Below are 20,398 nucleotides of genomic sequence, written 5' to 3'. Positions count from 1 at the left end.
TCGCACACCATCTGGACGCGTCATCGCACGCCGGACCCGACATCCGGATGGCACGTAATTTGCACAGGGCCCGCCATGACTGCCACTTCGCCTCGCCTGCCCGCCAAAGCCACCAAGGTCACCCGCATCGACCGCGACAACGACAGCACGGTGCAGTCGCTCACGCGCGCCATGCAACTGCTGGAGCTCCTGGCCGAGGACGACGAGGGCTTCAGGCTCGTCGACATCGCGGCGCACAGCGGACTGTCCTCCTCGACGGCGCACCGGCTGCTCACGACGCTCGAGCAGCGGCGTTTCGTGCAGTTCGACCGCGAGACGAGCCTCTGGTATGTCGGCGTGCGCTGCTTTTCCGTCGGTGCCGCGTTCGGGCGCCGGCGACGCATCGCCCACCTGGCCCTGCCGGTGATGCGCAGGCTGCGCGACAGCACCGGCGAGAGCATCAACCTCGGCATCGCCGACCTCGGCGACATCGTGTTCGTCACGCAGGTCGAGAGCCGCGAGCTGATGCGCGCGATCGGCAAGCCGGGGTTTCGCGCGCCGCTGCACGGCACTGCGATGGGGCAGGCGATCCTGGCCGCGATGCCCGAGGACGACGTGCTGCAGTACCTGCGCACCTACGGCCTGCCGAAGCTCACCCACAACACCATCGCGCGCGCCTCGCGGCTGCATGAAACGCTGGGCGAGGTGCGCCGCGCGGGCCATGCGATCGACGACGAGCAGAACGCGGTCGGCCTGCGCTGCATCGCGGCCGCCGTTCGCGACGAGCACGGCCAACCCTTCGGCGCGATCTCGCTGGTCGGGCCGACGCAGCGCATCAAGAGCGCCGACTTCCCGCAGCTCGGCGCCACCGTGCGCGCCGCGGCCGACGAGATCACCGCCGCCTACGGCGGGCGCGCCCGCTAAGGCCTGCGTCTTCCGCTGGCGCGGCGCGCCAAGTACTTGATTTCCAAGCTCTTTTTCCGGCTGTCCCACGCAGCGGGATAGTCCGCTGCGCGCCGCCGCCGCGGGATTCAATGGCACATCTTTCTTTCGATGCCGCCCCGTTCCCTCACCTTCCTTGCTGGAGTCTTCATGCCGTTTCACCTTCGCCTCAAGTCATTCGCCACAGTTGCCCTGGCCGTGGTGCTCGCGTTGCCCGCGGCCCACGCACAGGACCGCACCCGGATGAAAGCCATCGGCCAGCCGCTGGCCACCGGGCTGATCCAGAAGAACAAGGAGCAACCCTTCTTCGAGAACTTCGCGGCCCGCACCGGGCTGCCGATCGACGTCGACTACAAGCCCATCGACACGCTGGGCATCAAGGACACCGAGCAACTGCGCGTCATGAAGGCGGGCCTGTTCGACATCGTCTCGCTGCGCGTGTCGCAGAACTCGCGCGACGAGCCCACCATCCTGGGCCTGGACCTGGTGGGCGCGGCGCCCGACTACGCCACGGGCCGCAAGGTGGCCAAGGCCTACTTCGACACGGCGGACACGCGGCTGCAGGCGCAGTTCGGCGTGAAGCTGCTGGCCGTGTGGCCCTTCGGCCCGCAGATCCTGTTCTGCAAGAAGCCGATCGCCAAGCTGGCCGACATCAAGGGCCTGAAGGTCCGCGTGTACGACCAGAACCTGGCCAAGTTCATCGAGATGGTGGGCGGCACGCCCGTGCCGGTGTCGTTCGCCGACACGCACCAGTCGCTCTCGCTGGGCGTGGTCGACTGCGCGATCACCGGGCCGAGCTCGGCCAACTCCGCGGGCTGGCCGGAAGTGACGACGCACCAGATGGCCATCGGCTTCCAGATGGCCCTGAACGGCTACGGCATGACGATGAAGGCCTGGAACGCGCTGGCACCCGACGCCAAAGCCAAGCTGCTGAAGGCCTTCGACACGCTGAGCGACGACATGTGGAAGTACTCCGAAGAGATCTTCCAGGACGCGCTGAACTGCAATGCCGGCAAGGACCCGTGCACGACCGGCAAGAAGTTCAACCTCGTCAACGTGGCCGTCACGCCGGCCGACGTCGAACTGCTGCGCGGCGCGGTGAACAAGGTGTCGCTGCCGGTGTGGGCGGAGGTCTGCAACAAGTCCAACCCGAGCTGCCTGAAGAACTGGCAGGCGACGGTGGCGCCGGTACTGGGCCTGCAATGAACAGCGGCACCATGACCCGCGACCGGCAGCCCCTCGCGCCGCCCGGCGCCACGGCGTCCCCCTCTGCGCGCGCCGGCTTCAGGGCGCGCCTGGAGACCGTGCTGGCCACGGCGTTCGGCGCGATCTTCCTGGGCCTGGCGGCCGTCGTCGCCATCGAGACGATCTCGCGCAAGCTGTTCAACGTCTCGCTGCAGGGCGCCGACGAACTGGGCGGCTACGCGCTCGCGGTCGGCTCGACGCTCGCCTTCAGCCTGGCGCTGCTGGGGCGCAACCACATCCGCGTGGACGTGTTCCACGACCGGTTCCCGCCGCGCGTGCAGGCGCTGCTGAACTGGATCTCGATCGTCTCGCTGGCGGTGTTCGCGCTGTTCATCGCCTGGGTCGCGTTCAAGGTGATCCAGGACACGACGGCTTACCGCAGCACCGCGCAGACGCCCTGGGCCACGCCGCTGATCATTCCGCAGGGCGTCTGGTACGCGGGCCTGGTGATCTTCGCGCTGGTGGCCTGCGCGCTGGCATGGCGTGCCACGCGGCTGCTGCTGGGCGGCGACACCCGCACGCTGAACAGCGACTTCCATCCGAAGAGCGCGAAGGAAGAACTCAAGGAAGAACTCGACGACCTCAAGGCACGGCAGCACGCCGAAGGAGCCGCACGATGAACATCGCCCTGATCGGATCCGCATTCCTCGCGATGCTCGCCCTGATGCTGCTCGGCATGCCGATTGCCGTGTCGATGGCGGCCGTCGGGATCATCGGCGGCATCGCCGCCTACGGCGCGCCGTTCATGGACTCGATCGCGCCGGTCGTGTGGGGCGTGCAGAACGAGAGCCTGCTGACCTCGGTGCCGCTGTTCGTGCTGCTCGGCGAACTGCTGCTGCGCTCGGGCATCGCCGACCGCATGTACATCGCGCTGTCGGCCTGGCTCGGCCGGCTGCCGGGCGGGCTCCTGCACACCAACATCGGGAGTTGCGCACTGTTCGCGGCGACCTCGGGCTCGTCGGTGGCCACCGCGGCCACGGTCGGGACGGTGGCGCTGCCTTCGCTGCAGCGGCGCGGCTACCCGATGCGCGCGTCGCTCGGCAGCCTGGCCGCCGGCGGCACGCTGGGCATCCTGATTCCGCCCAGCGTGAACATGATCGTGTACGGCTCGCTCACCAACAACTCGATCGGCAAGCTCTTCGTCGCCGGCATCGTCCCGGGGCTGCTGCTCACGCTGTGCTTCATGCTCTGGATCGCGATCTCGAGCCTGGCTGGCGGCAACGCGATGCGCGAGCCCAAGGTGCCGATGGCCGAGCGGCTGCGCGTGCTGGTGCACCTGGTGCCGCCGGCGGTGGTGTTCGGCATCGTGATGGGGAGCCTGTACTTCGGCATTGCCACGGCGGCCGAGAGCGCGGCGCTGGGCGTGATCGCGGCGCTGGGCTTCGTCTGGCAGTCGGGCAAGCTCAACTGGGAGCTGCTGCGCAACTGCTTCATCTCGACGGCGCGCGTGAGCGGCATGATCCTGCTGATCGTCGTGGCCGCCTTCATCCTCAACCTGACGGTGAGCCTCACCGGCGTGGCCGAGTCGATGACGAAGTGGGTCGCGAGCCAGGGCCTGTCGGCCACCGGGCTGATCCTGGCGCTGATCGTGTTCTACCTGGTGCTGGGCATGTTCATGGACGTGCTGTCGATGCAGGTCGCGACGATCCCGATCACCTACCCGATCGCGATCGCGGTCGGCGTCGACCCGATCTGGTTCGGCATCTTCATCGTGCTGATGTGCGAGTTGGGCCTGATCACGCCGCCGGTGGGCATGAACCTGTTCGTGGTGCACGGCATCCGTCCGGACAAGGGCGGCATCCAGGACGCGATCTGGGGCGCACTGCCCTACGCGCTGATCATGATCCTGTTCACGCTGCTGCTGATGGCCGTGCCGCAGCTGGTGACGTGGCTGCCGGCGCACATGTGAGGCCGGCCCGATGAACCGACACACACCGCTCTGGCAACTCGACGCGGCGCAGCTCGCGGCCGGCTTTCGCGAGGCCGCGTTCACGCCGACCGACGCCCTGCACGCCTGCATGGCGCGCAGCGCCGAGGTCAACCCGCGCCTGAACGCGCTGGTCGCGCTCGACAGCGAAGGCGCCGCGCACGCGGCCGGGCAAAGCACCGCGCGCTGGCGCGACGGCCGGCCGCTGGGCGCGCTCGACGGCGTGCCCGTCACCATCAAGGACAACCTGCAGGTGCGCGGCCTCGCCACCCACTGGGGCAGCCGTGCGCTGGCCGGCTTCGTGGCCGAGCGCGACGAGCTGCCGGTGGCCAGGCTGCGCCAGGCAGGCGCCGTGATCTTCGGCAAGACCAACGTGCCCGAGTTCACGATGCAGGGCTACACCGACAACCCGGTGTTCGGCCCCACGGGCAATCCTTGGGACCCGGCGCTCACGCCCGGCGGCTCGTCCGGCGGCGCGGTGGCGCTGGTGGCCGCGGGCGGATGCCCGATCGCGCTGGGCACCGACGGCGGAGGCTCGATCCGCCGGCCGGCCTCGCACACCAACCTGGTCGGCTTCAAGCCGTCGCGCGGACGCGTGCCGCGCGGCGACGGCCTGCCGCCGATCTTTCTCGGCTTCGAGGTCGCGGGCCCGATCGCGCGCAGCGTGGCCGACGCGGCGGCGGTGATGCAGGTGATCGGCGACCGGCCGGTGGCGCAAGACTGCCCGCAAGGCGCGCGCATTCTCTTCATTCCACGTTTCGGCGACCACCCGGTCGACCCGCAGATCGCGCAGCTCACCGAGGCGGCCGCGCGCCGCATGGCCGCGCTCGGCCACGAGGTCACGACGGCGCAGGACTTCGGCCTCGTCGAGGCGGTCAACCAGCGCTGGCCGTTGCTGGCGCAGGTGGGGCTGGCCTGGCTGGTGGCGCACCCGCAGGAGCTGTCCGGCCGGCCCTTCGACGCGTCGCTGTTCGGACCCGCGATGCAGGCGAATGCCGAGACCGGGCGCAAGGCCTCCGGGCCCGAGCTGTTCGAGCTGCTGTTCGAGGCCGAGCGGCTGCGCAACACGCTGTCGCAGCTGTTCGAGCGCCACGACTTCCTGTTGACGCCGGCGGCCGCCGCGCTGCCCTGGCCCGCGGGCCAGACCCATCCGACGCGCATCGACGGGCGCGAGGTCGGCCCGCGCGGCCACGCGGTGTTCGCCGGGTTCGCGAACGCCGTGGGCCTGCCGGCCATCGCCGTGCCCTGCGGCTTTGCCGGGCACCTGCCGGTCGGCATGCAGCTGGTGGCACGCGAAGGCGCGGACGACGCCTTGCTCGCGCTGGCCAGCGCGTTCGAACAGGCCCACCCGTGGCAGCGCTTCCCCGCGCTGTGACGCCGGCCGAGGCCGCGGCGGTGCGGGTCACGCTCACCGAAGCCGCACAGGCGCTGCGCCGCGCGCGGCGCGAAGGCCGGCGGGTGCTGTCGTCGCTGCTGCAGCCGCGGGACCTGGACACGGCCTACGCGATCCAGGACGCGACGCTGGCGGCGCTCGGCCCGGCCGGCGGCTGGAAGGTCGGTGCCGGCGCGCCCGGAATGGAACCGCGCTGCGCGCCCCTGCCGGCCGAGGGCCTGGTGCCCGGCGGCGCCTTGCTGCACGGCACCGGATGGCACCTGCGAGGCATCGAAGCCGAGGTCGCGTTCCGGCTCGGGGCCGACCTGCCGCCGCGCACGGCGCCCTACACGCGCGACGAGGTCGCCGGCGCCATCGCATCGGTGCTGCCCGTGATCGAGGTGGCCGAAACCCGCCTGGCCGACTGGCTGGACGCAAGCCCGGCGGCGCTGCTGGCCGACCTGCTGTGCCACGGCGGGCTGGTGCTCGGCGAGTCCATGCCCTTCGAGAAGGCGTGGCTCGACCTGGCGCAGACCGAGGTCGTGCTGCATTTCGACGAGCAGGTCGTTGCGCACACCGTCGGCGAGCACCCCCACCCCGACGTGGGCGCGCTGCTGGTGTGGCTGGCCAACCGGGGTGCGGCGCGGGGCGAGGGCCTGCGCGCGGGCCAGGTCGTGACGACCGGCTCGTGCACCGGCATGTTGTTCGCCTCGCAAGGCACCCGCGTGCGGGTGGACGTGCGCGGGCTCGCGCCGTTGTGCGCGAGCTTCTGACTTTTTTTGCGATCACTGGAGGAAACCGAGATGTCCCTGTCAAGGATCGATGCCGCGGCCGCGTCGCTGGTTCGCGCGCGCCGCAGCCACGCCACGTGCCCCGCGGCGCAGGTGGCCGAACTGCTCGAGCATGCCGAGGACGCCTATGCCGTGCAGCAGCGCGTGGCGCAGGCGCTCGGCTGGTTCGACGCGCCGCCGCGGTACTGGAAAGCCGGCGGGCCCTCGCGCGAGGCGGTGCTGACCCACGCGCCGCTGCCGCCCCAAGGCGTATGGACCAGCCCGGCACAGGCCGGCCACTGGCCGTTTCATATGCGCGGCATCGAGGCCGAGGTCGCGCTGCGGCTCGGCTGCGCGGTCGATCCGGCGCTGGCATCGACGCTCGACGCCGATCGCGCAAGCGCCCTGGTCGACGCGATGGCCGTGTCGATAGAAATCGTGGACTCCCGCTGGCACGAGGCGATGGCCGCGCCCGCGCTGTGCAAGCTGGCCGACCTGCAATCGCACGGCGCGCTGGTGCTGGGCGCATGGGTGCCGTTTGCGGCGCGCGACTGGCGTGCGCAGGCCTGCACCGTGCGCATCGGCGAGCGCGCGCCGGTCGAGCGCCGCGGCACGCACGCGCTCGGCGATCCCGCGTGGCTGCTGCCTGCGTGGCTGCGCCATGCCACGCGCAACGGCGAGCCCGTCGCGGCCGGCACCGTGGTGACGACGGGCACCTGGGTCGGCATTCTCGAAGCGGCCCGGGGCGAGCTCGTCAGCGCTGAATTTCCGGGCATCGGCCACGCGTCGGTGCAGCTGTAGACCTCTTTCGCAACCCCTGAAGAACGGAGACATCCATGATCGCGCTCGACAACCATCCCAGCGGCCGGCACTTCCTGCAGATTCCGGGGCCCAGCCCCGTGCCCGACCGCATCCTGCGGGCCATCAGCCTGCCGACCATCGACCACCGCGGCCCCGAGTTCGCCATCCTGGGCAAGAAGGTGATCGCCGGCCTGCAGCAGGTGTTCCAGACCCGGCACCCGGTCGTCATCTATCCCGCATCGGGCACCGGCGCGTGGGAGGCGGCGCTGGCCAACGTGATGAGCCCCGGCGACCATGTGCTGATGTTCGAGACCGGCCACTTCGCAACGCTGTGGCAGAAGATGGCGCGCCGGCTCGGCCTGGAGCCCGAGTTCCTCGCGCTGGAGGGCAGCGACGAGACCGGCCTGCCGCGCGCCTGGCGCCACGGCGTGCAGGCCGAGCTGATCGAGCAGCGCCTGCGCCAGGACAGCGCCCGGCACATCAAGGCCGTGTGCGTGGTGCACAACGAGACCTCGACCGGCGTCACCTCCGACATCGCCGCTGTGCGCCGCGCGATCGATGCCGCGGGCCATCCGGCGTTGTTGCTGGTCGACACCATCTCCGGACTCGCGAGCGCCGACTACCGCCACGACGAGTGGGGCGTGGACGTCACCGTCAGCGGCTCGCAGAAGGGGCTCATGCTGCCGCCGGGCATCAGCTTCAACGCGGTGTCGCCCAAGGCGCTCGAGGTGGCCAGAACAGCCCGCCTGCCGAAGGCCTTCTGGGCCTGGGACGAGATCATCGAGATGAACCAGGGCGGCTACTGGCCCTGCACGCCGAGCACCAACCTGCTGTACGGGCTCAGCGAGGCGCTGGACATGGTGCTCGGACAGGGCCTGCCCGTGATCTTCGAGCGCCACCGGCGCTGGGGCCGCGGCGTGCGTGCCGCCGTGCAGGCCTGGGGCCTGCCCACACAGTGCGCGGACGAGCGCGTGCACTCGCCGGTGCTGACCGGCGTCATCACGCCGCAAGGGGTCGATGCCGACGTGCTGCGCCGGCTGATCCACCAGCGCTTCGATCTCTCGCTGGGCGCGGGGCTGGGCAAGCTCAAGGGCCGCATGTTCCGCATCGGGCACCTGGGCGACTGCAACGACCTGACGCTGATGGCCGCGTTGACCGGCATCGAAATGGGTTTCAAGCTGGCGCAGGTGCCGGTGGCAGGCAGCGGCGTGCTGGCGGCCATGAGCTACTTCGCGCAAACGCCGTCGCCGGACGTGCCGCAGACGAAGTAGACGCGGGAGAAACACCTGCCAAGCGCCTCTGCGAGCCGCTCGGCTAGGTGTTTCCACCATCGTCAACATTATTGTCAACATAGTTGTTGACGTTAATTTCGACAAAGCCTAAATTCCGCCGCACAGCCTCGGTGGCGCACTGGTTCGAACCAGCCCGGCCCGCGACTGCAAAGTTCGCCAGCGTGCCGGGTCCTCCTTGCACGCTGGCACCCGTGCCACTGCAAGGAGACAACCCCGATGCAAACCACCATGACGGACGGCGCCAAGGCGACCGCCGCAGCACCAGACGACGCGCTCCAGCCCACCAAGGTGCGCTGGAAGATCTTCCTGATGATGTTGTTCCTGATCTCGATCAACTACATCGACCGGGCCTCGCTCTCGGTGGCCATGCCGCTGATCGCCAAGGAGTTCGACATCGGCCCCGCCGTTCAGGGCCTGCTGCTGAGTTCGTTCTTCTGGACCTACGCGCTGATGCAGATCCCCGGCGGCATGCTGGCCGACCGCTACGGCCCGCGCGTCGTGATTGCCGCCGCCACCGTGGGCTGGGGCTTCTTCCAGGCCATTGCAGCCGTCTGCACAGGCTGGCTTCCCTTGCTGCTGACCCGACTGGGCCTGGGCGCGGCCGAGGCGCCGATCTACCCCGCGGGCGGCAAGCTCAACGGCATCTGGATGACCCAGACCGAGCGCGGACGCGGCGCCACCTTGCTCGATGGCGGCGCCCCCCTGGGCGCGGCGCTGGGGGCGATCCTGATTTCGGCCTTGATCGCCGTGCTCGGCTCCTGGCGCATGGCCTTCGTCATTGCCGGCGTGGGCACCGTGGTGGCGGGCTACTTTGCATGGCGCTACATCCGCAACCATCCGCGCCAGCATCCCGGCGTCAACGAGGCCGAAGCACGCTACATCGAGGCCAGCCACGCCGCCGACGCCGCCAAGGAACCGGCCCATGCGAGCGGCCGCGTGCTCGACTTCTTCCGCTATCGCTCCGTGTGGGGCATGTTCTTCGGCTGGATGTGCTTCAACGCGCTGTTCTACGGCCTGCTCACGTGGATGCCCAACTACCTGTCGAAGGTGCACGGCTTCGACATCAAGCAGATGGGCGGCGCGGTGTTCATCATGTTCTTCTCGGGCTTCGTCGGCGAGATGTTCGGCGGCTGGCTGGCCGACAAATGGCAGGCCGCCGGCGCGTCGCAGAGCAAGGTGCTGCGCACGCTGTTCGGCATCTCGTCGATCATCGCCACCGTGGCCATCTTCATGGTGACGCAGATCAAGGACCCGATCGCCGTGGTCGTTCTGCTGTCGGTGACGCTGTTCTTCCTGCGCTGGTGCGGCCTGTTCTGGTGCGTGCCGTCGATCCTCGGCACGCGCGCCCGGGTCGGCTTTCTGGGCGGCACGATGAACCTCGGCGGCAACGTGGCGGGCATCGGCGTGCCGATCGTGGTCGGCCTGATCGTGCAGGCGACCGGCTCGTACTTCATGGCGCTGATGCTGTTCACGGCGGCCGGTGCCGGCCTGTTCATCTGCTCGACGATGCTGATCGACTACAGCAAGAAGCTGCCGGTCTGAACAGGCGCCACTGCGACCACCATGACCCCACGAAAACTCATCGGCGTGCTGACGCCCTCCTCCAACACCGCGCTCGAACCGCTGACCAGCGCCATGGTCGCGGGCGTGCCCGGCGTCTCGGCGCATTTCTCGCGCTTCACCGTCACCGAGATCTCGATGCGCGACGCGTCGCTGAACCAGTTCGACGACAGCAAGATCCTCGAGGCCGCACGGCTGCTGGCCGACGCGCGGGTCGACACGATCTGCTGGAGCGGCACCTCGGCGAGCTGGCTCGGCTTCGAGAAGGACAGGGCGCTGTGCGCGCGCATCACCGAGGCGACCGGCATCCCGGCCACCACCTCGGTGCTGGCGCTCAACGAGCTGCTGGCCGCGCAGGGCGCCCGCACGCTGGGCCTGGTGTCGCCATATGTCGAGGACGTGCAACGGCGCATCGTCGGCAACTACGCGGGCATCGGCATCGACTGCGTGGCCGAGCGCCACCTCGACCTGACGGTGAACTTCGCGTTCAGCGAAGTCGAGCCCGACACGCTGCGCCGCATGCTGCGCGACGTGGCGCAGCAGCGCCCCGACGCGATCACCATCATGTGCACCAACCTGCACGGCGCGCAGCTGGTCGAGGAGATGGAGCGCGAGCTCGGCATCCCGATCTACGACTCGGTGGCCACCGTGGTGTGGCGCGCGCTGAAGACGGCCGGCGTCGATCCGCGCGCCGTCAGGGGCTGGGGCCGCCTCTTCGACGCGCAAGCCTGAGCGCCTGCAACACAGCCAGATAACAGACAAAGAAGCAGAGAAAGACCATGACCTTCCGCGACCTCGACCTCGTGGTGCGCAATGCCCGCGTTGCCACCGCCAGCGACACCTTCGACTCGGACATCGGCATCCGCGATGGCCGCATCGTGCAACTCGGCCTCGACCTGCCGCCCGGACGGCAGGAGATCGATGCCGCCGGCCGCTACGTGACGCCCGGCGGCGTCGACGCGCATTGCCATCTCGACCAGCCGATGGAGCCGCCCGTGCGCATGGCCGACGACTTCGACACCGGCACCCGCGCCGCGGCCTGCGGCGGCACGACCACGGTGATTGCGTTCGCCGCGCAGCACAAGGGCCAGTCGTTGCGCGCCGCGGTGCAGGACTACCACCGGCGCGCCGAGGGCCGCGCCCATGTCGACCACGCCTTTCACCTGATCGTCAGCGACCCGACCGAAGAGGTGCTGAAGCACGAGTTGCCGCAGCTGATCGCCGAGGGCTACACCTCCTTCAAGATCTACATGACCTACGACGACCTGAAGCTGGACGACGGCCAGATCCTCGACGTGCTGTCGGTGGCCAGGGCGCACGGCGCGATGGCCATGATCCACGCCGAGAACGCCGACTGCATCGAATGGCTGACCAGGCGGCTGGAAGCCAACGGGCGCACCGCGCCGCGCTTTCACGCGCATGCGCGGCCGATGCTGGTGGAGCGAGAGGCGACCCACCGCGCGATCGCGCTGTCGGAGCTGGTCGACGTGCCGATCATGATCGTGCACGTGTCCGGGCGCGAAGCCGTCGAGCAGATCCGGTGGGCGCGCGCGCACGGCCTGAGCGTGTTCGCAGAAACCTGTCCGCAGTACCTGTTCCTCACGGCCGAAGACCTGGGCATCGACGACAGCTACCAGGGCGCGCGCTGCGTGTGCAGCCCGCCGCCGCGCAACCGCGAGAACCAGCAGGTGATCTGGAACGGCCTGTCCGACGGGCTGTTCACGATCTTCTCGTCGGACCACGCGCCGTTTCGCTACGACGCGCCCGAGGGCAAGAAGCCCGGCGGCGAGGAGGTGGCGTTCCGCCACATCCCGAACGGCATTCCCGGCATCGAGACGCGGCTGCCGCTGCTGTTCTCGCACGGCGTGCTCGACGGGCGCATCACGATCAACCGCTTCGTCGAGCTGACGTCCACCAACCCCGCCAAGGCCTACGGGCTGCATCCGCGCAAGGGCACGATCGCGGTCGGCGCCGATGCGGACCTCGTGGTCTGGGGCACCACGCCGCGCCCGATCCGCAACGCCGACCTGCACCACGCCGTGGACTACACGCCCTACGAGGGCATCGAGGTCAAGGCCTGGCCGGCGCTGACGCTGGCGCGCGGCGAGGTCGTGTGGGACGGTGAGTGCTTCCACCCGCGCGCCGGACGTGGAGAATTCCTGCGGCGGGCCGAGCCCACCCTGCTGCCGGCCCGCCGAACCGCCTGAACAGCCTGAACCGCCTGAACCGCACGACCGAGCACACGCCTGGAGACAACGCCATGAACCTGCTGCTGATCAACCCCAACACCTCGCAAAGCGTCTCGGACCTGATCGCGGCCGAAGCCCGGCGCGCGGCCGCGAGCGACACGCGCATCGAGGTCCTGACCGCGCCCTTCGGCGTCGCCTACATCGAGACCCGCTTCGAGTCGCTGATCGGCGCCTACGCCGCGGCCACGCTCGCGGCGGAGCATCACGCGCGGCACGACGCCATCGTGGTCGCGGCCTTCGGCGACCCCGGCATCGACGGCCTGCGCGAGGCACTCGACATTCCCGTGGTCGGCCTGACCGAGGCCGCGCTGATGAGCGCATGCCTGCTCGGCAAGCGCTTCTCGATCGTGGCGATCTCGCGGCGCATCACGGCTTGGTACCGCGAATGCGTGCAAGCCAACGGCCTGGTCGACCGGCTGGCGAGCATTCGCAGCCTCGACGGTCCGCTCAAGGACATCGGGCACGTGCAGGACGACCACGGCCAGCGCCTCGAAGCGCTGTGCATGTCGGCCATCGAGGACGATGGCGCGGACGTGATCATCATCGCCGGCGCCCCGCTGGCGGGCCTCGCGCGGTCGATCAAGGACCGGATCCCGGTGCCGGTGGTCGACGGGGTGTCGAGTGCCGTGTGCCATGCGCAGACGCTCGTGTCGCTGGCACCCGCGCCGGCGCGCCTCGGCAGTTTCGCGCCGCCGCCCATCAAGCCGAACCAGGGGTTGCCCGAGGCCCTGGCGCGCCTGCTGGCGCGCGACACCGCCCGTGTCCGGGGCTGAGGCCGCAGGCCCGTGACGCCCTGCGCTGCGGAGGGTGCGCCGATAGAATCGGCCCCAATGTCCACCAGAGCCCCAGCCCGCAAGACCGGCGCGACCAAAGCGACCCAAGCAAGCAGCGCGACCCGCACGGCCAGTGCCACCGCTCCCCGCGAACACAGCGTCGACGAGATCGCCGAGAAGATCTCGTCCGCCATCCTCGAGCACCGGCTCGCGCCCGGCACGAAGCTGGGCGAAGACAGGCTGGCCGCGATCTTCGCCACCAGCCGCGCCAGGGTGCGCGAAGTGCTGGCCCGGCTGGCGCACGAGCAGATCGTCGAGCTGGTCCCGCAGCGCGGCGCCTTCGTCGCGAAGCCCACCGTCGAGCAGGCGCAGGACGTGTTCGAGGCGCGCCGCCTGATCGAGCCGGGCGTGCTGCGCCGGCTCATCCGCACGCTCGACGAGACCAAGCGGGAGCGCCTGCGCCAGCACATCGCGCTCGAGGGCGAGGCACGGCAGCGCGACGACAAACGCGCCATCGTGCGGCTGTCGGGCGAGTTCCATGTGCTGCTGGCCGAGCTTGCGGGCAACTCGGCACTGGCACGCTCGATGCGCGAGCTGTCGGCGCTGACCTGCCTGATCATCTCGCTGTACGACGCGCCCACCGCCACCAGCTGCCGCGCGGACGAGCACGAGGAAATCGTCGCCGCCGTGAACCGCGGCGACGCGCAGCGCGCCGAGAAGCTGATGCTGCATCACCTCGACCACATCGAGCAGAGCCTGAAGCTGGACGAAAGCGCCGAAGAGGTCGACCTCGAAAGCGTGTTCAGCTGAAGCCGGCGCTTCGAGCGCATGGCGATGAACATTCGGGCTGCGTCGCCGTGCGGCACGCGTGCGTCGCGTGGCAAGCGAGCGTTCAGCGCGATCGCATCTGCGTGAAAAACGGTCCGGTGACGGAGAGCGGCAGCACGCCCGCGCGCTTCGTCGAGCAGACCCGCGTGGCCGCCGCCGCGCAGCTGCTGAAGCAGACACAGTGGACGCAATGGACCCAGGACAACGTGGCGAGCCGCAACAGCTTCGGCTCGGTGGACGCGATGCGGCGCGCGTTCTCGCGGCTGCATGGCATGGCGCCGCAGGCACACCGCGCGCGCTGAACAGGCTCAGTCGTCGAACGCGCGCAGCATCGCCTTGCGCAACCAGCTCCGCGCCGGGTCCTTGTCCGCCACCGCGCGCCAGGCCATCTGCAACGGCCAGGTCGGGCTCTCGGCGCGCTGCAGGTGCGCATCGACCGCACCTTCGCGTTCGACGATGTGGTGCAGGCGCACCGGTACCTGGAGCGCGCGGGCCACGCGGGCAAGGTGGTGCTTACCGTGTAAAGCGTCAGGCTGGTGGTCGGTCCGGTGGTCGGTCTGACAATCTGATACCTGATGTGCCGAAGGGAAAATCCCCCCATGGCATTTCCGGCGCGACGATAGACGACCCATGAAGAACCTTGACGCTCCACTTGACGCCCCCGCCCTCGCACTGATCGACACCTGCACGCGGGCCTCGCTCGAACTGCTCGAAAGCAACCTCACGCCGCACGGCATCCTTGCGGCCAGCCGCACCGAGGCGGCCGTGGCGCGGCGCTACACCCGCATCTTCGGGCGCGACGCCGCCATCTGCGTGATGGCCATGTGCGGCAGCGGCGTGCCCGCGCTGGAGCAAGGCGCCGTGGCCAGCCTCGACGCGCTCGCGGCGCAGCAGGCGGCCAACGGCCAGATCCCGAAGTACGTCGACCCCGAAGGCCAGGACGCCGACTTCTGGTACCTCGGTTGCATCGACGCCACGCTGTGGTGGCTGATTGCGGTCGACCATGTGCGCCGCCACGGCAAGGTCGGCGCCGCGCACTGGCATGAAGAAGTCGCGCGCGCCATTCAATGGCTGCATGCGCAGGAGCACCAGCACTTCCGCCTGCTGCAGCAGAACGAGGCCAGCGACTGGGCCGACATCATGCCGCGCTCGGGCTACGTGCTGTACACCAACGCGCTGTGGTTCGACGTGAAGCGCCGCTTCGCGCTCGACCATGCCGAAGACACGCAACACCACTTCAACCACCTGTTCAACCCCTTCCAGCGCGACCTGCCGGAGTACCACCGCGCGCGCCTGCTGCGGCACTATGCGCGGCGCGGCCGGCGCGACCCGGGGCTGTACCTGAGCTTCGTCAACCTCGCGGTGGTGGGCGACGAGGGCGACGTGTTCGGCAACGTGCTGGCCATACAGAGCGGCCTGGCCGACCCGGCCATGGCGCACCGCATCGTGCAGACCGTGAACGAAGCGCGCGCGTGCGAGCCCTACCCGGTGCGCGTGGTGCTGCACCCGCTGTCGCAGCAGCATCCGCTGTGGCGCGCGTACATGGGACGGCACCAGCAGAACATCGTGCACCAGTACCACAATGGCGGCATCTGGCCCTTTGTCGGCGGGTTCTGGGTGATGGCGCTGGCGAAGCTCGGCCTGCATGCGCAGGCATGGCCGGAGCTGGTGCAACTCGCCCAGTCGAATGCACAGGACGACTGGCGGTTCACGGAGTGGTTCCACGGGCGCACGCTGGCGCCGATGGGGATGGCCGGGCAGAGCTGGAACGCGGCGACGTTCCTGCTGGCGCGGCGGGCGCTGGAGGGGGATGGGGTGGCCTGGTGAGACGCGAGGCCACGCTGCCTTCGCCTCTGTTCCCTCGCACGCTCAGCGCTTGCCCGCCATCTGCATCTTGTTCATGCACCGCAGCTTGCCAAAGTTGCTGCAACCCCAGAACGGCGTGCCGCCGTCTTTCGGCGTTCGCTCGACCATCTTCACGCCGCACTTGACACAGGTCGGACGCCAGTAGTCACCCTCGTATGCCACCGCAAGAAGCGAGGCCTGCTGCTCGGGCGTTCGCCTGGAGATCAGTTGCAGCAGGCCGTGGCGGTCCTGTGCGTTGATGCCGTTGCTCTTTGCAAATGTCGCCGCGTCGGACGTGAACGTCGAGCTCGTGGCGAATGTGCCGTACTGAAGATCGTGCGACTTGAGGACGCCGAAGAACTCGCGCATCTGCTGCACGCCGACGGGCTTGCTGCGCCAATGCTTGCACTGGACGATCATCGGCTTCGGGCTGTTGGCCGAGTAGAGCCAGATGTCGATGCCGCCGTCCGCCCCGTGCGACTGGCTCTCGGTGCGCACGCCCGCCTGTGCGAACAGCGCCTCGCAAAGTGCCTCGAAGCGGCGCCATTCGATGTCGTCGAAAACCTGGGGCGACCACCCTGCCTGGGGCTGCGGCCTTGCATCGCCACCCTCGATTGCCTTTGTCTTCGCAGGCTCTTCGCTCTGCGGCTCAGCCGCGCTCCTCCGCCAAAACCCAGCCATGTCGTGCCTCCTGGGACACGAATGTAACGCGATGTGGCTGAAGTGCGAAGGTCCGGCGCATGGCGGCCCATCTCAGGCGAGCACGGCAACGCCTTCGGGGGCGGTTGCCTCCTGTTCTTCCCGCCACACCACCACCCGATTGCGCCCCTCCCGCTTCGCCTCGTAGAGCGCCTGGTCCGCGCGCATGTAGAGCAGCTCGGGCGAGAGCACGGGCGCCGCCGAGGCGCGATGGCGTTGCTTGAGGGGCGTTGCATCACGCCCGCCCGGCGCGAACATGGCCAGGCCGAGGGACACGGTCAGCGCGAAGACCTTGTCGTCCGGCAACTGCACCGGGTTGGCGGCCACCTCGTGGCAAAGATGATGGGCCACGTTGAGCGCACCGGCCAGGTCGGTGTTCGGCAGCAGCACCGCGAACTCCTCGCCGCCGAGCCGGGCGAACACATCGGCCGACCGCAGCCGCGCCTGCACGCGCTTTGAGAACGCCTGCAGCACCAGGTCGCCGCAACGGTGGCCGTGCAGGTCGTTGACGCGCTTGAAGTGGTCCAGGTCGAGCAGCAGCAGCGCCAGCGGCTGCGCGCCGCGCTGGCTGCGCGCCACCTCGTGATCGCACAGCGGGTCGAAGCTGCGCCGGTTCAGGCAGCCCGTCAGTGCGTCGTGGCTGGCCAGGAACTCCATGCTCTTCGCCGTGCGCTCCAGGCTGGCCATCACGAAGCCCACGCCACTGCCCAGCAGCGCCAGAAAGGCCAGCAGCACGACGATGCCCTGCCCCAGGCTGGACTGGAAAAAGGTCGTGTACTGGTCGGGCACCAGGCCGGCCTGCACCGCGCGCAGCGCATGCGCGAGGCTCAGCATCAGCATGGTCAATGCCACGGCGCGCATGGTGCTTTCCGCATGCCAGGCATGGCGAAATACATGCAGCGCCGGCAAGCCAGCCATCAGCATCAGCACCGCCGAGAAGATCATCGAACGGGTGCTCATGGGCCAGGCCAGCAACACCGGCGTGGCCAGGACGCCGGCGACCACCAGCCCCGTCAACCACGCAGGCACCGGCCCCTTGCCCACGAACAGGTAGACCGCCTGGTTGAAATACAGCATGCCGCACAGCACCAGCGGATTGCCCACCAGGACGGCCAGCCATTCAGGCAGGAACAACCGCGACAACAGGGCCGACATGCCCGCCAGGAGGAACACGCAACCCTTGGTCCAGAGCGCCAGCGCGCGGTCGTCCACCAGGCGACGGCGCACGAGCACCAGTTGCCATGCGAACAACAGATAGCCCAGGCCCAGCGGCAGCATGAGCGAAGGGACGTCGAGTTGCATGGGCGGTGTCGAGGGAGGCGAAAGGAGCCGCATTCTAGGCACGCCCTTCGGGCGCTTTTGCGGCGGCGCCTGTTGCGGCGCCCTCGTTCGGCTCGTCTTGCGACCCGGTCGGCGTGCGCCTTAACATCGCCCCGAAGTCCTGCATGACCATCCTCCGGAACCTCAAGGATCGACCCCATGAAAAAAACAGACGCGACAGATTCGAGCGCCGCTCAGCCGGCGTCGGAACTCATCACTGAAAAAATCGCCACGCTCGGCGACTGGCGCGGCCCGGTGCTGGCCAGGATGCGCAAGCTCATCAAGGAAGCAGACCCCGACGTGGTCGAGGAATGGAAGTGGATGGGCACGCCGGTCTGGTCGCACGACGGGATCGTCTGCACCGGCGAGTCGTACAAGAGCGCCGTGAAGCTCACCTTCGCCAAGGGCGCCTCGCTGGCAGACCCGGGCAAGCTCTTCAACGCGAGCCTGGACGGCAACATGCGCCGCGCGATCGACATCCATGAGGGCGAAGAAGTCGACGCGACGGTCTTCAAGGCATTGATCCGCGAGGCGATCGCGCACAACAGCGCGAGCAAGGCGAAGGCCCCGAAGGCCTCTAAGACAGCGAAGCCGAAAGCGAAAGCCTGAGGGCCGCGAGAGCTACCAGAAGGCGTCGTCTTCACGCGCGCGCACGGCCTGCACGCGCTGCTCGGCGATCTGGCGGATCAGCGCTTCCGGCAAGGGCGCGCTGTAGGGAACCTGGAGCATGCCCTTGGTGGTCTTGTGCTTCTCCAGCGCCTTGCGGAACGGGTCCAGCCCGCCTTCGGTCGGCGTGAAGTTCAGATGCGCCTTGTGCGCGGAGAAGGCGAACAGGAACCGCGGCTCGATGAAGAACGGGGTTCCCCACTTGATGGCCTCTTCGGCCTCGGGTGCGACGCTCTTCAGGAGCGCGTACAGCCGGCGCAAGTGCGGCTGGCCCGCGGGCGGGGCCGCATCGATGTAGTCGGCGATCGTTGCGGGGCGCTGGCTGGCCATCTCGTTCACCTCCTGGGCAGGTTCAGAGATGGGGCCAGACCTGGACCAGCCCCACCAGATGCACCGCGCCGAACCCCAGGCAGATCACCGAACTCCACACCCAGAAGGCGGTGAGCCGGCGACGCTCGAACACGAAGAGCGCCAACGCCACGAGCCCGCGCAGCAGGTACACGGCCGTGATGGCGGGCAGCACCCACGCCAGCAGCGGCAGCGGTTGCAGCACGCCGGCGCCCGACAGCGCATAGGCTGCCCACACGCCCAGCACGCAGGCAATCAGCAGCGTGACGATCGGCGGGTACAGGTGCCCGGCCGCAGCGCCCGAGGCCATGCGTTCACCGGCGCCGAAGAAGCGGTACCACGCGGGGCCGCCGAAGATGATGCAGAGGTGCAGCAGCGCCGCGACGGCGCTGAGCGCGGCGCCGATGATCAAGGGGATGTTGGGCACGAGGTCTTTCAGGAGCGCTCGAAGGGCTGCAGCGCGCGCACCGTGTCGCGGGTCGGGCCGAAGGCGCCGTAGCGCACGGCGAGGCCGCTCAGCGCTTCGACGCGCTCGGTCCACTCCTGCGGCGTGGCGAGGGTGCCGGGCTCGTACAGCGGCTGCGCGCCGTGGAGCTGTTGGGTCAGCGTGTGCTGGTGCGCAAGGTCAGGCGTCGGGCTCAGGGGCAGCGAGGTCATGCGCGAACCATCGGCGGCGCGGTAGCCCGCGCACCAGCGCATGCCCACGCCTTCGACAGCATCGAGATGGCTCGCGACCAGCCCGTCGAGCGCGCCGACCGCATCGAGCGCATAGCGCAGCAGCACCGCATCGGGATGCCCGCGCCGGAACACGCCCTGCCAGCCTTCGTCTGCGTTGTGCGGCTCGGGCAGGCGCGCGTCGAGTGCGCGGTCGTGCGTGGGCAAGGGGCCAGAACCGTGTCGCGTGAGGTAGCTGCGCAGCACGCCCAGGTGCTGCACGCGCGCGCCGATGCCCACGTCGCGCAGCACGGCCTGGACTGCCGCAGTCGAAATCGTGCTCCACGTGGTGTGCGGATGAAAGCCGCGCCACTCGTCGAGCAGCACGCCCTGCGCGCCTTCGAACACCACGGTGCCGGCTTGGCTCAGGCGCTCGGCGATGCGGTCCGCGCTCGCGGGTGGCGACTGCGCCAGGCACGGCGCGACCGCCGCGAGCCAGCGAGCGGGCAGCGTGTCGTCGCGCAGCACCGCCAGTTCCTGCGCGGCATCCGCATGCATGGGCGTCGTGCCCGCGAACTCGCGCAGCAATGCGGTGCGCGAAGCTTCGAGTTTTTCGAACGCGCGCGCGGGGTACGGCAAGTCACCGTAGTGCAAGGCCTCATCGGGCGCGGCGATCGCGTGCCGCACGGTCTCGCCCACACCCACGCCGCAGCTGCCGTGCGCCCCCTGCCCGCGCGCCCATTCGCGCAGCCGGCCCGCGGCCTGATGGAACGGCGTGGTCACGCGGCAGCGCGCGTCGACCCGCAGGCGCGAGAAAGCGTCTTCGACACCCGCGCGGCGCAACGCCGTCTCTTCGACAAGCAAGGCCGTGGGGTGCACCACCACCGGGCTCGCGAGCACGGTGCCCACGCCCGCATGAAAACTGCCGGCGCCGAATTGCGAGAAGGTGTGGTGCCGCCCGCCGGGCAGCACCACGTTGTGCCCGGCCTGCGCGCCGCCGTTGAAGCGCACCACGGTGTGGGCCTGCAGCGCGCCGCACAGGTGATCGGTGAAGAGCCCCTTGCCGCAGTCACCGAAGCCCAGGCCCAGCAGCGAGACATACCGCGTGGCAGCGGCCGTGGTGCTCAC

22 protein-coding genes are annotated in these 20,398 nt (G+C 69.5%); 17 read left to right on the top strand and 5 right to left on the bottom strand.

From position 1 onward, the window contains the following. The first annotated feature begins 75 nt into the window (after nucleotides 1-75). From BM013_RS20675 to BM013_RS20600, 16 genes are all read left to right on the top strand, one after another. The gene (locus BM013_RS20675; protein WP_093129502.1) at nucleotides 76-903 is read left to right on the top strand and encodes an IclR family transcriptional regulator; all 828 of its coding nucleotides are present in this window, start codon (nucleotides 76-78) and stop codon (nucleotides 901-903) included. A 168-nt stretch (nucleotides 904-1,071) separates the two neighbouring features. Then, on the top strand, nucleotides 1,072-2,127 hold the full coding sequence (locus tag BM013_RS20670; protein WP_093129501.1) for a TRAP transporter substrate-binding protein: 1,056 nt from the start codon (nucleotides 1,072-1,074) through the stop codon (nucleotides 2,125-2,127). After that, nucleotides 2,124-2,786 (top strand): TRAP transporter small permease subunit, encoded by a 663-nt coding sequence (locus BM013_RS20665; RefSeq protein WP_256221581.1) that lies wholly within the window; start codon nucleotides 2,124-2,126, stop codon nucleotides 2,784-2,786. Before BM013_RS20670 ends, BM013_RS20665 begins: the two co-directional genes overlap by 4 nt. Beyond that, nucleotides 2,783-4,075, top strand: a complete 1,293-nt coding sequence (locus BM013_RS20660) for a TRAP transporter large permease (RefSeq protein WP_093129500.1) — start codon at nucleotides 2,783-2,785, stop codon at nucleotides 4,073-4,075. Before BM013_RS20665 ends, BM013_RS20660 begins: the two co-directional genes overlap by 4 nt. A 10-nt stretch (nucleotides 4,076-4,085) precedes the next feature. Further along, the gene (locus BM013_RS20655) at nucleotides 4,086-5,468 is read left to right on the top strand and encodes an amidase (protein ID WP_093129499.1); all 1,383 of its coding nucleotides are present in this window, start codon (nucleotides 4,086-4,088) and stop codon (nucleotides 5,466-5,468) included. Beyond that, nucleotides 5,444-6,238: a 2-keto-4-pentenoate hydratase gene (locus BM013_RS20650; RefSeq protein WP_256221580.1), complete on the top strand. Its 795-nt coding sequence runs from the start codon at nucleotides 5,444-5,446 to the stop codon at nucleotides 6,236-6,238. Before BM013_RS20655 ends, BM013_RS20650 begins: the two co-directional genes overlap by 25 nt. 30 nt (nucleotides 6,239-6,268) lie before the next feature. Continuing rightward, on the top strand, nucleotides 6,269-7,036 hold the full coding sequence (locus tag BM013_RS20645; protein ID WP_093129498.1) for a fumarylacetoacetate hydrolase family protein: 768 nt from the start codon (nucleotides 6,269-6,271) through the stop codon (nucleotides 7,034-7,036). 35 nt (nucleotides 7,037-7,071) lie between these two features. Next, nucleotides 7,072-8,307 carry a pyridoxal-phosphate-dependent aminotransferase family protein gene (locus tag BM013_RS20640; protein WP_093129497.1) on the top strand — a complete coding sequence of 412 codons (1,236 nt, stop codon included), beginning with the start codon at nucleotides 7,072-7,074 and terminating at the stop codon, nucleotides 8,305-8,307. Between the two features lie 237 nt (nucleotides 8,308-8,544). Next, the gene (locus tag BM013_RS20635) at nucleotides 8,545-9,870 is read left to right on the top strand and encodes an MFS transporter (RefSeq protein WP_371280498.1); all 1,326 of its coding nucleotides are present in this window, start codon (nucleotides 8,545-8,547) and stop codon (nucleotides 9,868-9,870) included. Nucleotides 9,871-9,891: 21 nt separating this feature from the next. Continuing rightward, nucleotides 9,892-10,620, top strand: a complete 729-nt coding sequence (locus BM013_RS20630; protein ID WP_093129496.1) for a maleate cis-trans isomerase family protein — start codon at nucleotides 9,892-9,894, stop codon at nucleotides 10,618-10,620. Between the two features lie 47 nt (nucleotides 10,621-10,667). Next, nucleotides 10,668-12,095, top strand: a complete 1,428-nt coding sequence (gene hydA / locus BM013_RS20625; RefSeq protein WP_093129495.1) for a dihydropyrimidinase — start codon at nucleotides 10,668-10,670, stop codon at nucleotides 12,093-12,095. 53 nt (nucleotides 12,096-12,148) lie between these two features. Further along, nucleotides 12,149-12,910, top strand: coding sequence for an aspartate/glutamate racemase family protein (locus tag BM013_RS20620; protein ID WP_256221579.1), 762 nt, complete (start codon nucleotides 12,149-12,151; stop codon nucleotides 12,908-12,910). A gap of 57 nt (nucleotides 12,911-12,967) precedes the next feature. Beyond that, nucleotides 12,968-13,720: a GntR family transcriptional regulator gene (locus tag BM013_RS20615; protein ID WP_256221578.1), complete on the top strand. Its 753-nt coding sequence runs from the start codon at nucleotides 12,968-12,970 to the stop codon at nucleotides 13,718-13,720. A 101-nt stretch (nucleotides 13,721-13,821) separates the two neighbouring features. Then, complete coding sequence (locus BM013_RS20610) at nucleotides 13,822-14,040, top strand: helix-turn-helix domain-containing protein (protein WP_177225522.1); 219 nt, start codon at nucleotides 13,822-13,824, stop codon at nucleotides 14,038-14,040. A 123-nt stretch (nucleotides 14,041-14,163) separates the two neighbouring features. Continuing rightward, nucleotides 14,164-14,262, top strand: a complete 99-nt coding sequence (locus BM013_RS20605) for a zinc-binding dehydrogenase (RefSeq protein WP_371280494.1) — start codon at nucleotides 14,164-14,166, stop codon at nucleotides 14,260-14,262. Between the two features lie 106 nt (nucleotides 14,263-14,368). After that, complete coding sequence (locus BM013_RS20600) at nucleotides 14,369-15,565, top strand: amylo-alpha-1,6-glucosidase (protein ID WP_093129494.1); 1,197 nt, start codon at nucleotides 14,369-14,371, stop codon at nucleotides 15,563-15,565. Between the two features lie 42 nt (nucleotides 15,566-15,607). Here the strand turns inward: BM013_RS20600 and BM013_RS20595 are convergent, their stop codons facing one another. Together BM013_RS20595 and BM013_RS20590 are read right to left on the bottom strand one after the other, a co-directional pair. Next, a complete protein-coding gene (locus BM013_RS20595; RefSeq protein ID WP_093129493.1) occupies nucleotides 15,608-16,264 on the bottom strand; it encodes a restriction endonuclease in 657 nt (218 codons plus the stop codon). 72 nt (nucleotides 16,265-16,336) lie between these two features. Further along, a complete protein-coding gene (locus tag BM013_RS20590; protein WP_177225521.1) occupies nucleotides 16,337-17,584 on the bottom strand; it encodes a GGDEF domain-containing protein in 1,248 nt (415 codons plus the stop codon). 177 nt (nucleotides 17,585-17,761) lie between these two features. On the opposite strand from BM013_RS20590, the gene BM013_RS20585 reads away from it, so the two are divergent. After that, a complete protein-coding gene (locus BM013_RS20585; protein ID WP_093129491.1) occupies nucleotides 17,762-18,211 on the top strand; it encodes a DUF1801 domain-containing protein in 450 nt (149 codons plus the stop codon). Nucleotides 18,212-18,223: 12 nt separating this feature from the next. Here the strand turns inward: BM013_RS20585 and BM013_RS20580 are convergent, their stop codons facing one another. The 3 genes from BM013_RS20580 to BM013_RS20570 are packed head-to-tail and all read right to left on the bottom strand — an operon-like array spanning nucleotide 18,224 to nucleotide 20,398. Continuing rightward, on the bottom strand, nucleotides 18,224-18,598 hold the full coding sequence (locus BM013_RS20580; protein WP_093129490.1) for an iron chaperone: 375 nt from the start codon (nucleotides 18,596-18,598) through the stop codon (nucleotides 18,224-18,226). A 22-nt stretch (nucleotides 18,599-18,620) separates the two neighbouring features. Further along, nucleotides 18,621-19,043 (bottom strand): hypothetical protein, encoded by a 423-nt coding sequence (locus BM013_RS20575; protein WP_177225520.1) that lies wholly within the window; start codon nucleotides 19,041-19,043, stop codon nucleotides 18,621-18,623. Between the two features lie 8 nt (nucleotides 19,044-19,051). After that, nucleotides 19,052-20,398, bottom strand: a complete 1,347-nt coding sequence (locus BM013_RS20570) for an adenylosuccinate synthetase (protein WP_256221577.1) — start codon at nucleotides 20,396-20,398, stop codon at nucleotides 19,052-19,054.

The organism is Variovorax sp. OK605, assembly GCF_900115445.1.
GTDB lineage: Bacteria > Pseudomonadota > Gammaproteobacteria > Burkholderiales > Burkholderiaceae_C > Variovorax.
The sequence above is the reverse complement of the archived record's forward strand: the minus strand, read 5'-3'. Positions and strand labels throughout refer to the sequence as shown.

Bases quoted from the DNA above. Each gene is read 5' to 3' on its own strand.
- BM013_RS20675 (WP_093129502.1), top strand. From the start codon at position 76: ATGACTGCCACTTCGCCTCGCCTGCCCGCCAAAGCCACCAAGGTCACC.
- BM013_RS20670 (WP_093129501.1), top strand. From the start codon at position 1,072: ATGCCGTTTCACCTTCGCCTCAAGTCATTCGCCACAGTTGCCCTGGCC.
- BM013_RS20665 (WP_256221581.1), top strand. From the start codon at position 2,124: ATGAACAGCGGCACCATGACCCGCGACCGGCAGCCCCTCGCGCCGCCC.
- BM013_RS20660 (WP_093129500.1), top strand. From the start codon at position 2,783: ATGAACATCGCCCTGATCGGATCCGCATTCCTCGCGATGCTCGCCCTG.
- BM013_RS20655 (WP_093129499.1), top strand. From the start codon at position 4,086: ATGAACCGACACACACCGCTCTGGCAACTCGACGCGGCGCAGCTCGCG.
- BM013_RS20645 (WP_093129498.1), top strand. From the start codon at position 6,269: ATGTCCCTGTCAAGGATCGATGCCGCGGCCGCGTCGCTGGTTCGCGCG.
- BM013_RS20640 (WP_093129497.1), top strand. From the start codon at position 7,072: ATGATCGCGCTCGACAACCATCCCAGCGGCCGGCACTTCCTGCAGATT.
- BM013_RS20635 (WP_371280498.1), top strand. From the start codon at position 8,545: ATGCAAACCACCATGACGGACGGCGCCAAGGCGACCGCCGCAGCACCA.
- BM013_RS20630 (WP_093129496.1), top strand. From the start codon at position 9,892: ATGACCCCACGAAAACTCATCGGCGTGCTGACGCCCTCCTCCAACACC.
- hydA (WP_093129495.1), top strand. From the start codon at position 10,668: ATGACCTTCCGCGACCTCGACCTCGTGGTGCGCAATGCCCGCGTTGCC.
- BM013_RS20620 (WP_256221579.1), top strand. From the start codon at position 12,149: ATGAACCTGCTGCTGATCAACCCCAACACCTCGCAAAGCGTCTCGGAC.
- BM013_RS20615 (WP_256221578.1), top strand. From the start codon at position 12,968: ATGTCCACCAGAGCCCCAGCCCGCAAGACCGGCGCGACCAAAGCGACC.
- BM013_RS20600 (WP_093129494.1), top strand. From the start codon at position 14,369: ATGAAGAACCTTGACGCTCCACTTGACGCCCCCGCCCTCGCACTGATC.
- BM013_RS20595 (WP_093129493.1), bottom strand. From the start codon at position 16,264: ATGGCTGGGTTTTGGCGGAGGAGCGCGGCTGAGCCGCAGAGCGAAGAG.
- BM013_RS20590 (WP_177225521.1), bottom strand. From the start codon at position 17,584: ATGCAACTCGACGTCCCTTCGCTCATGCTGCCGCTGGGCCTGGGCTAT.
- BM013_RS20585 (WP_093129491.1), top strand. From the start codon at position 17,762: ATGAAAAAAACAGACGCGACAGATTCGAGCGCCGCTCAGCCGGCGTCG.
- BM013_RS20580 (WP_093129490.1), bottom strand. From the start codon at position 18,598: ATGGCCAGCCAGCGCCCCGCAACGATCGCCGACTACATCGATGCGGCC.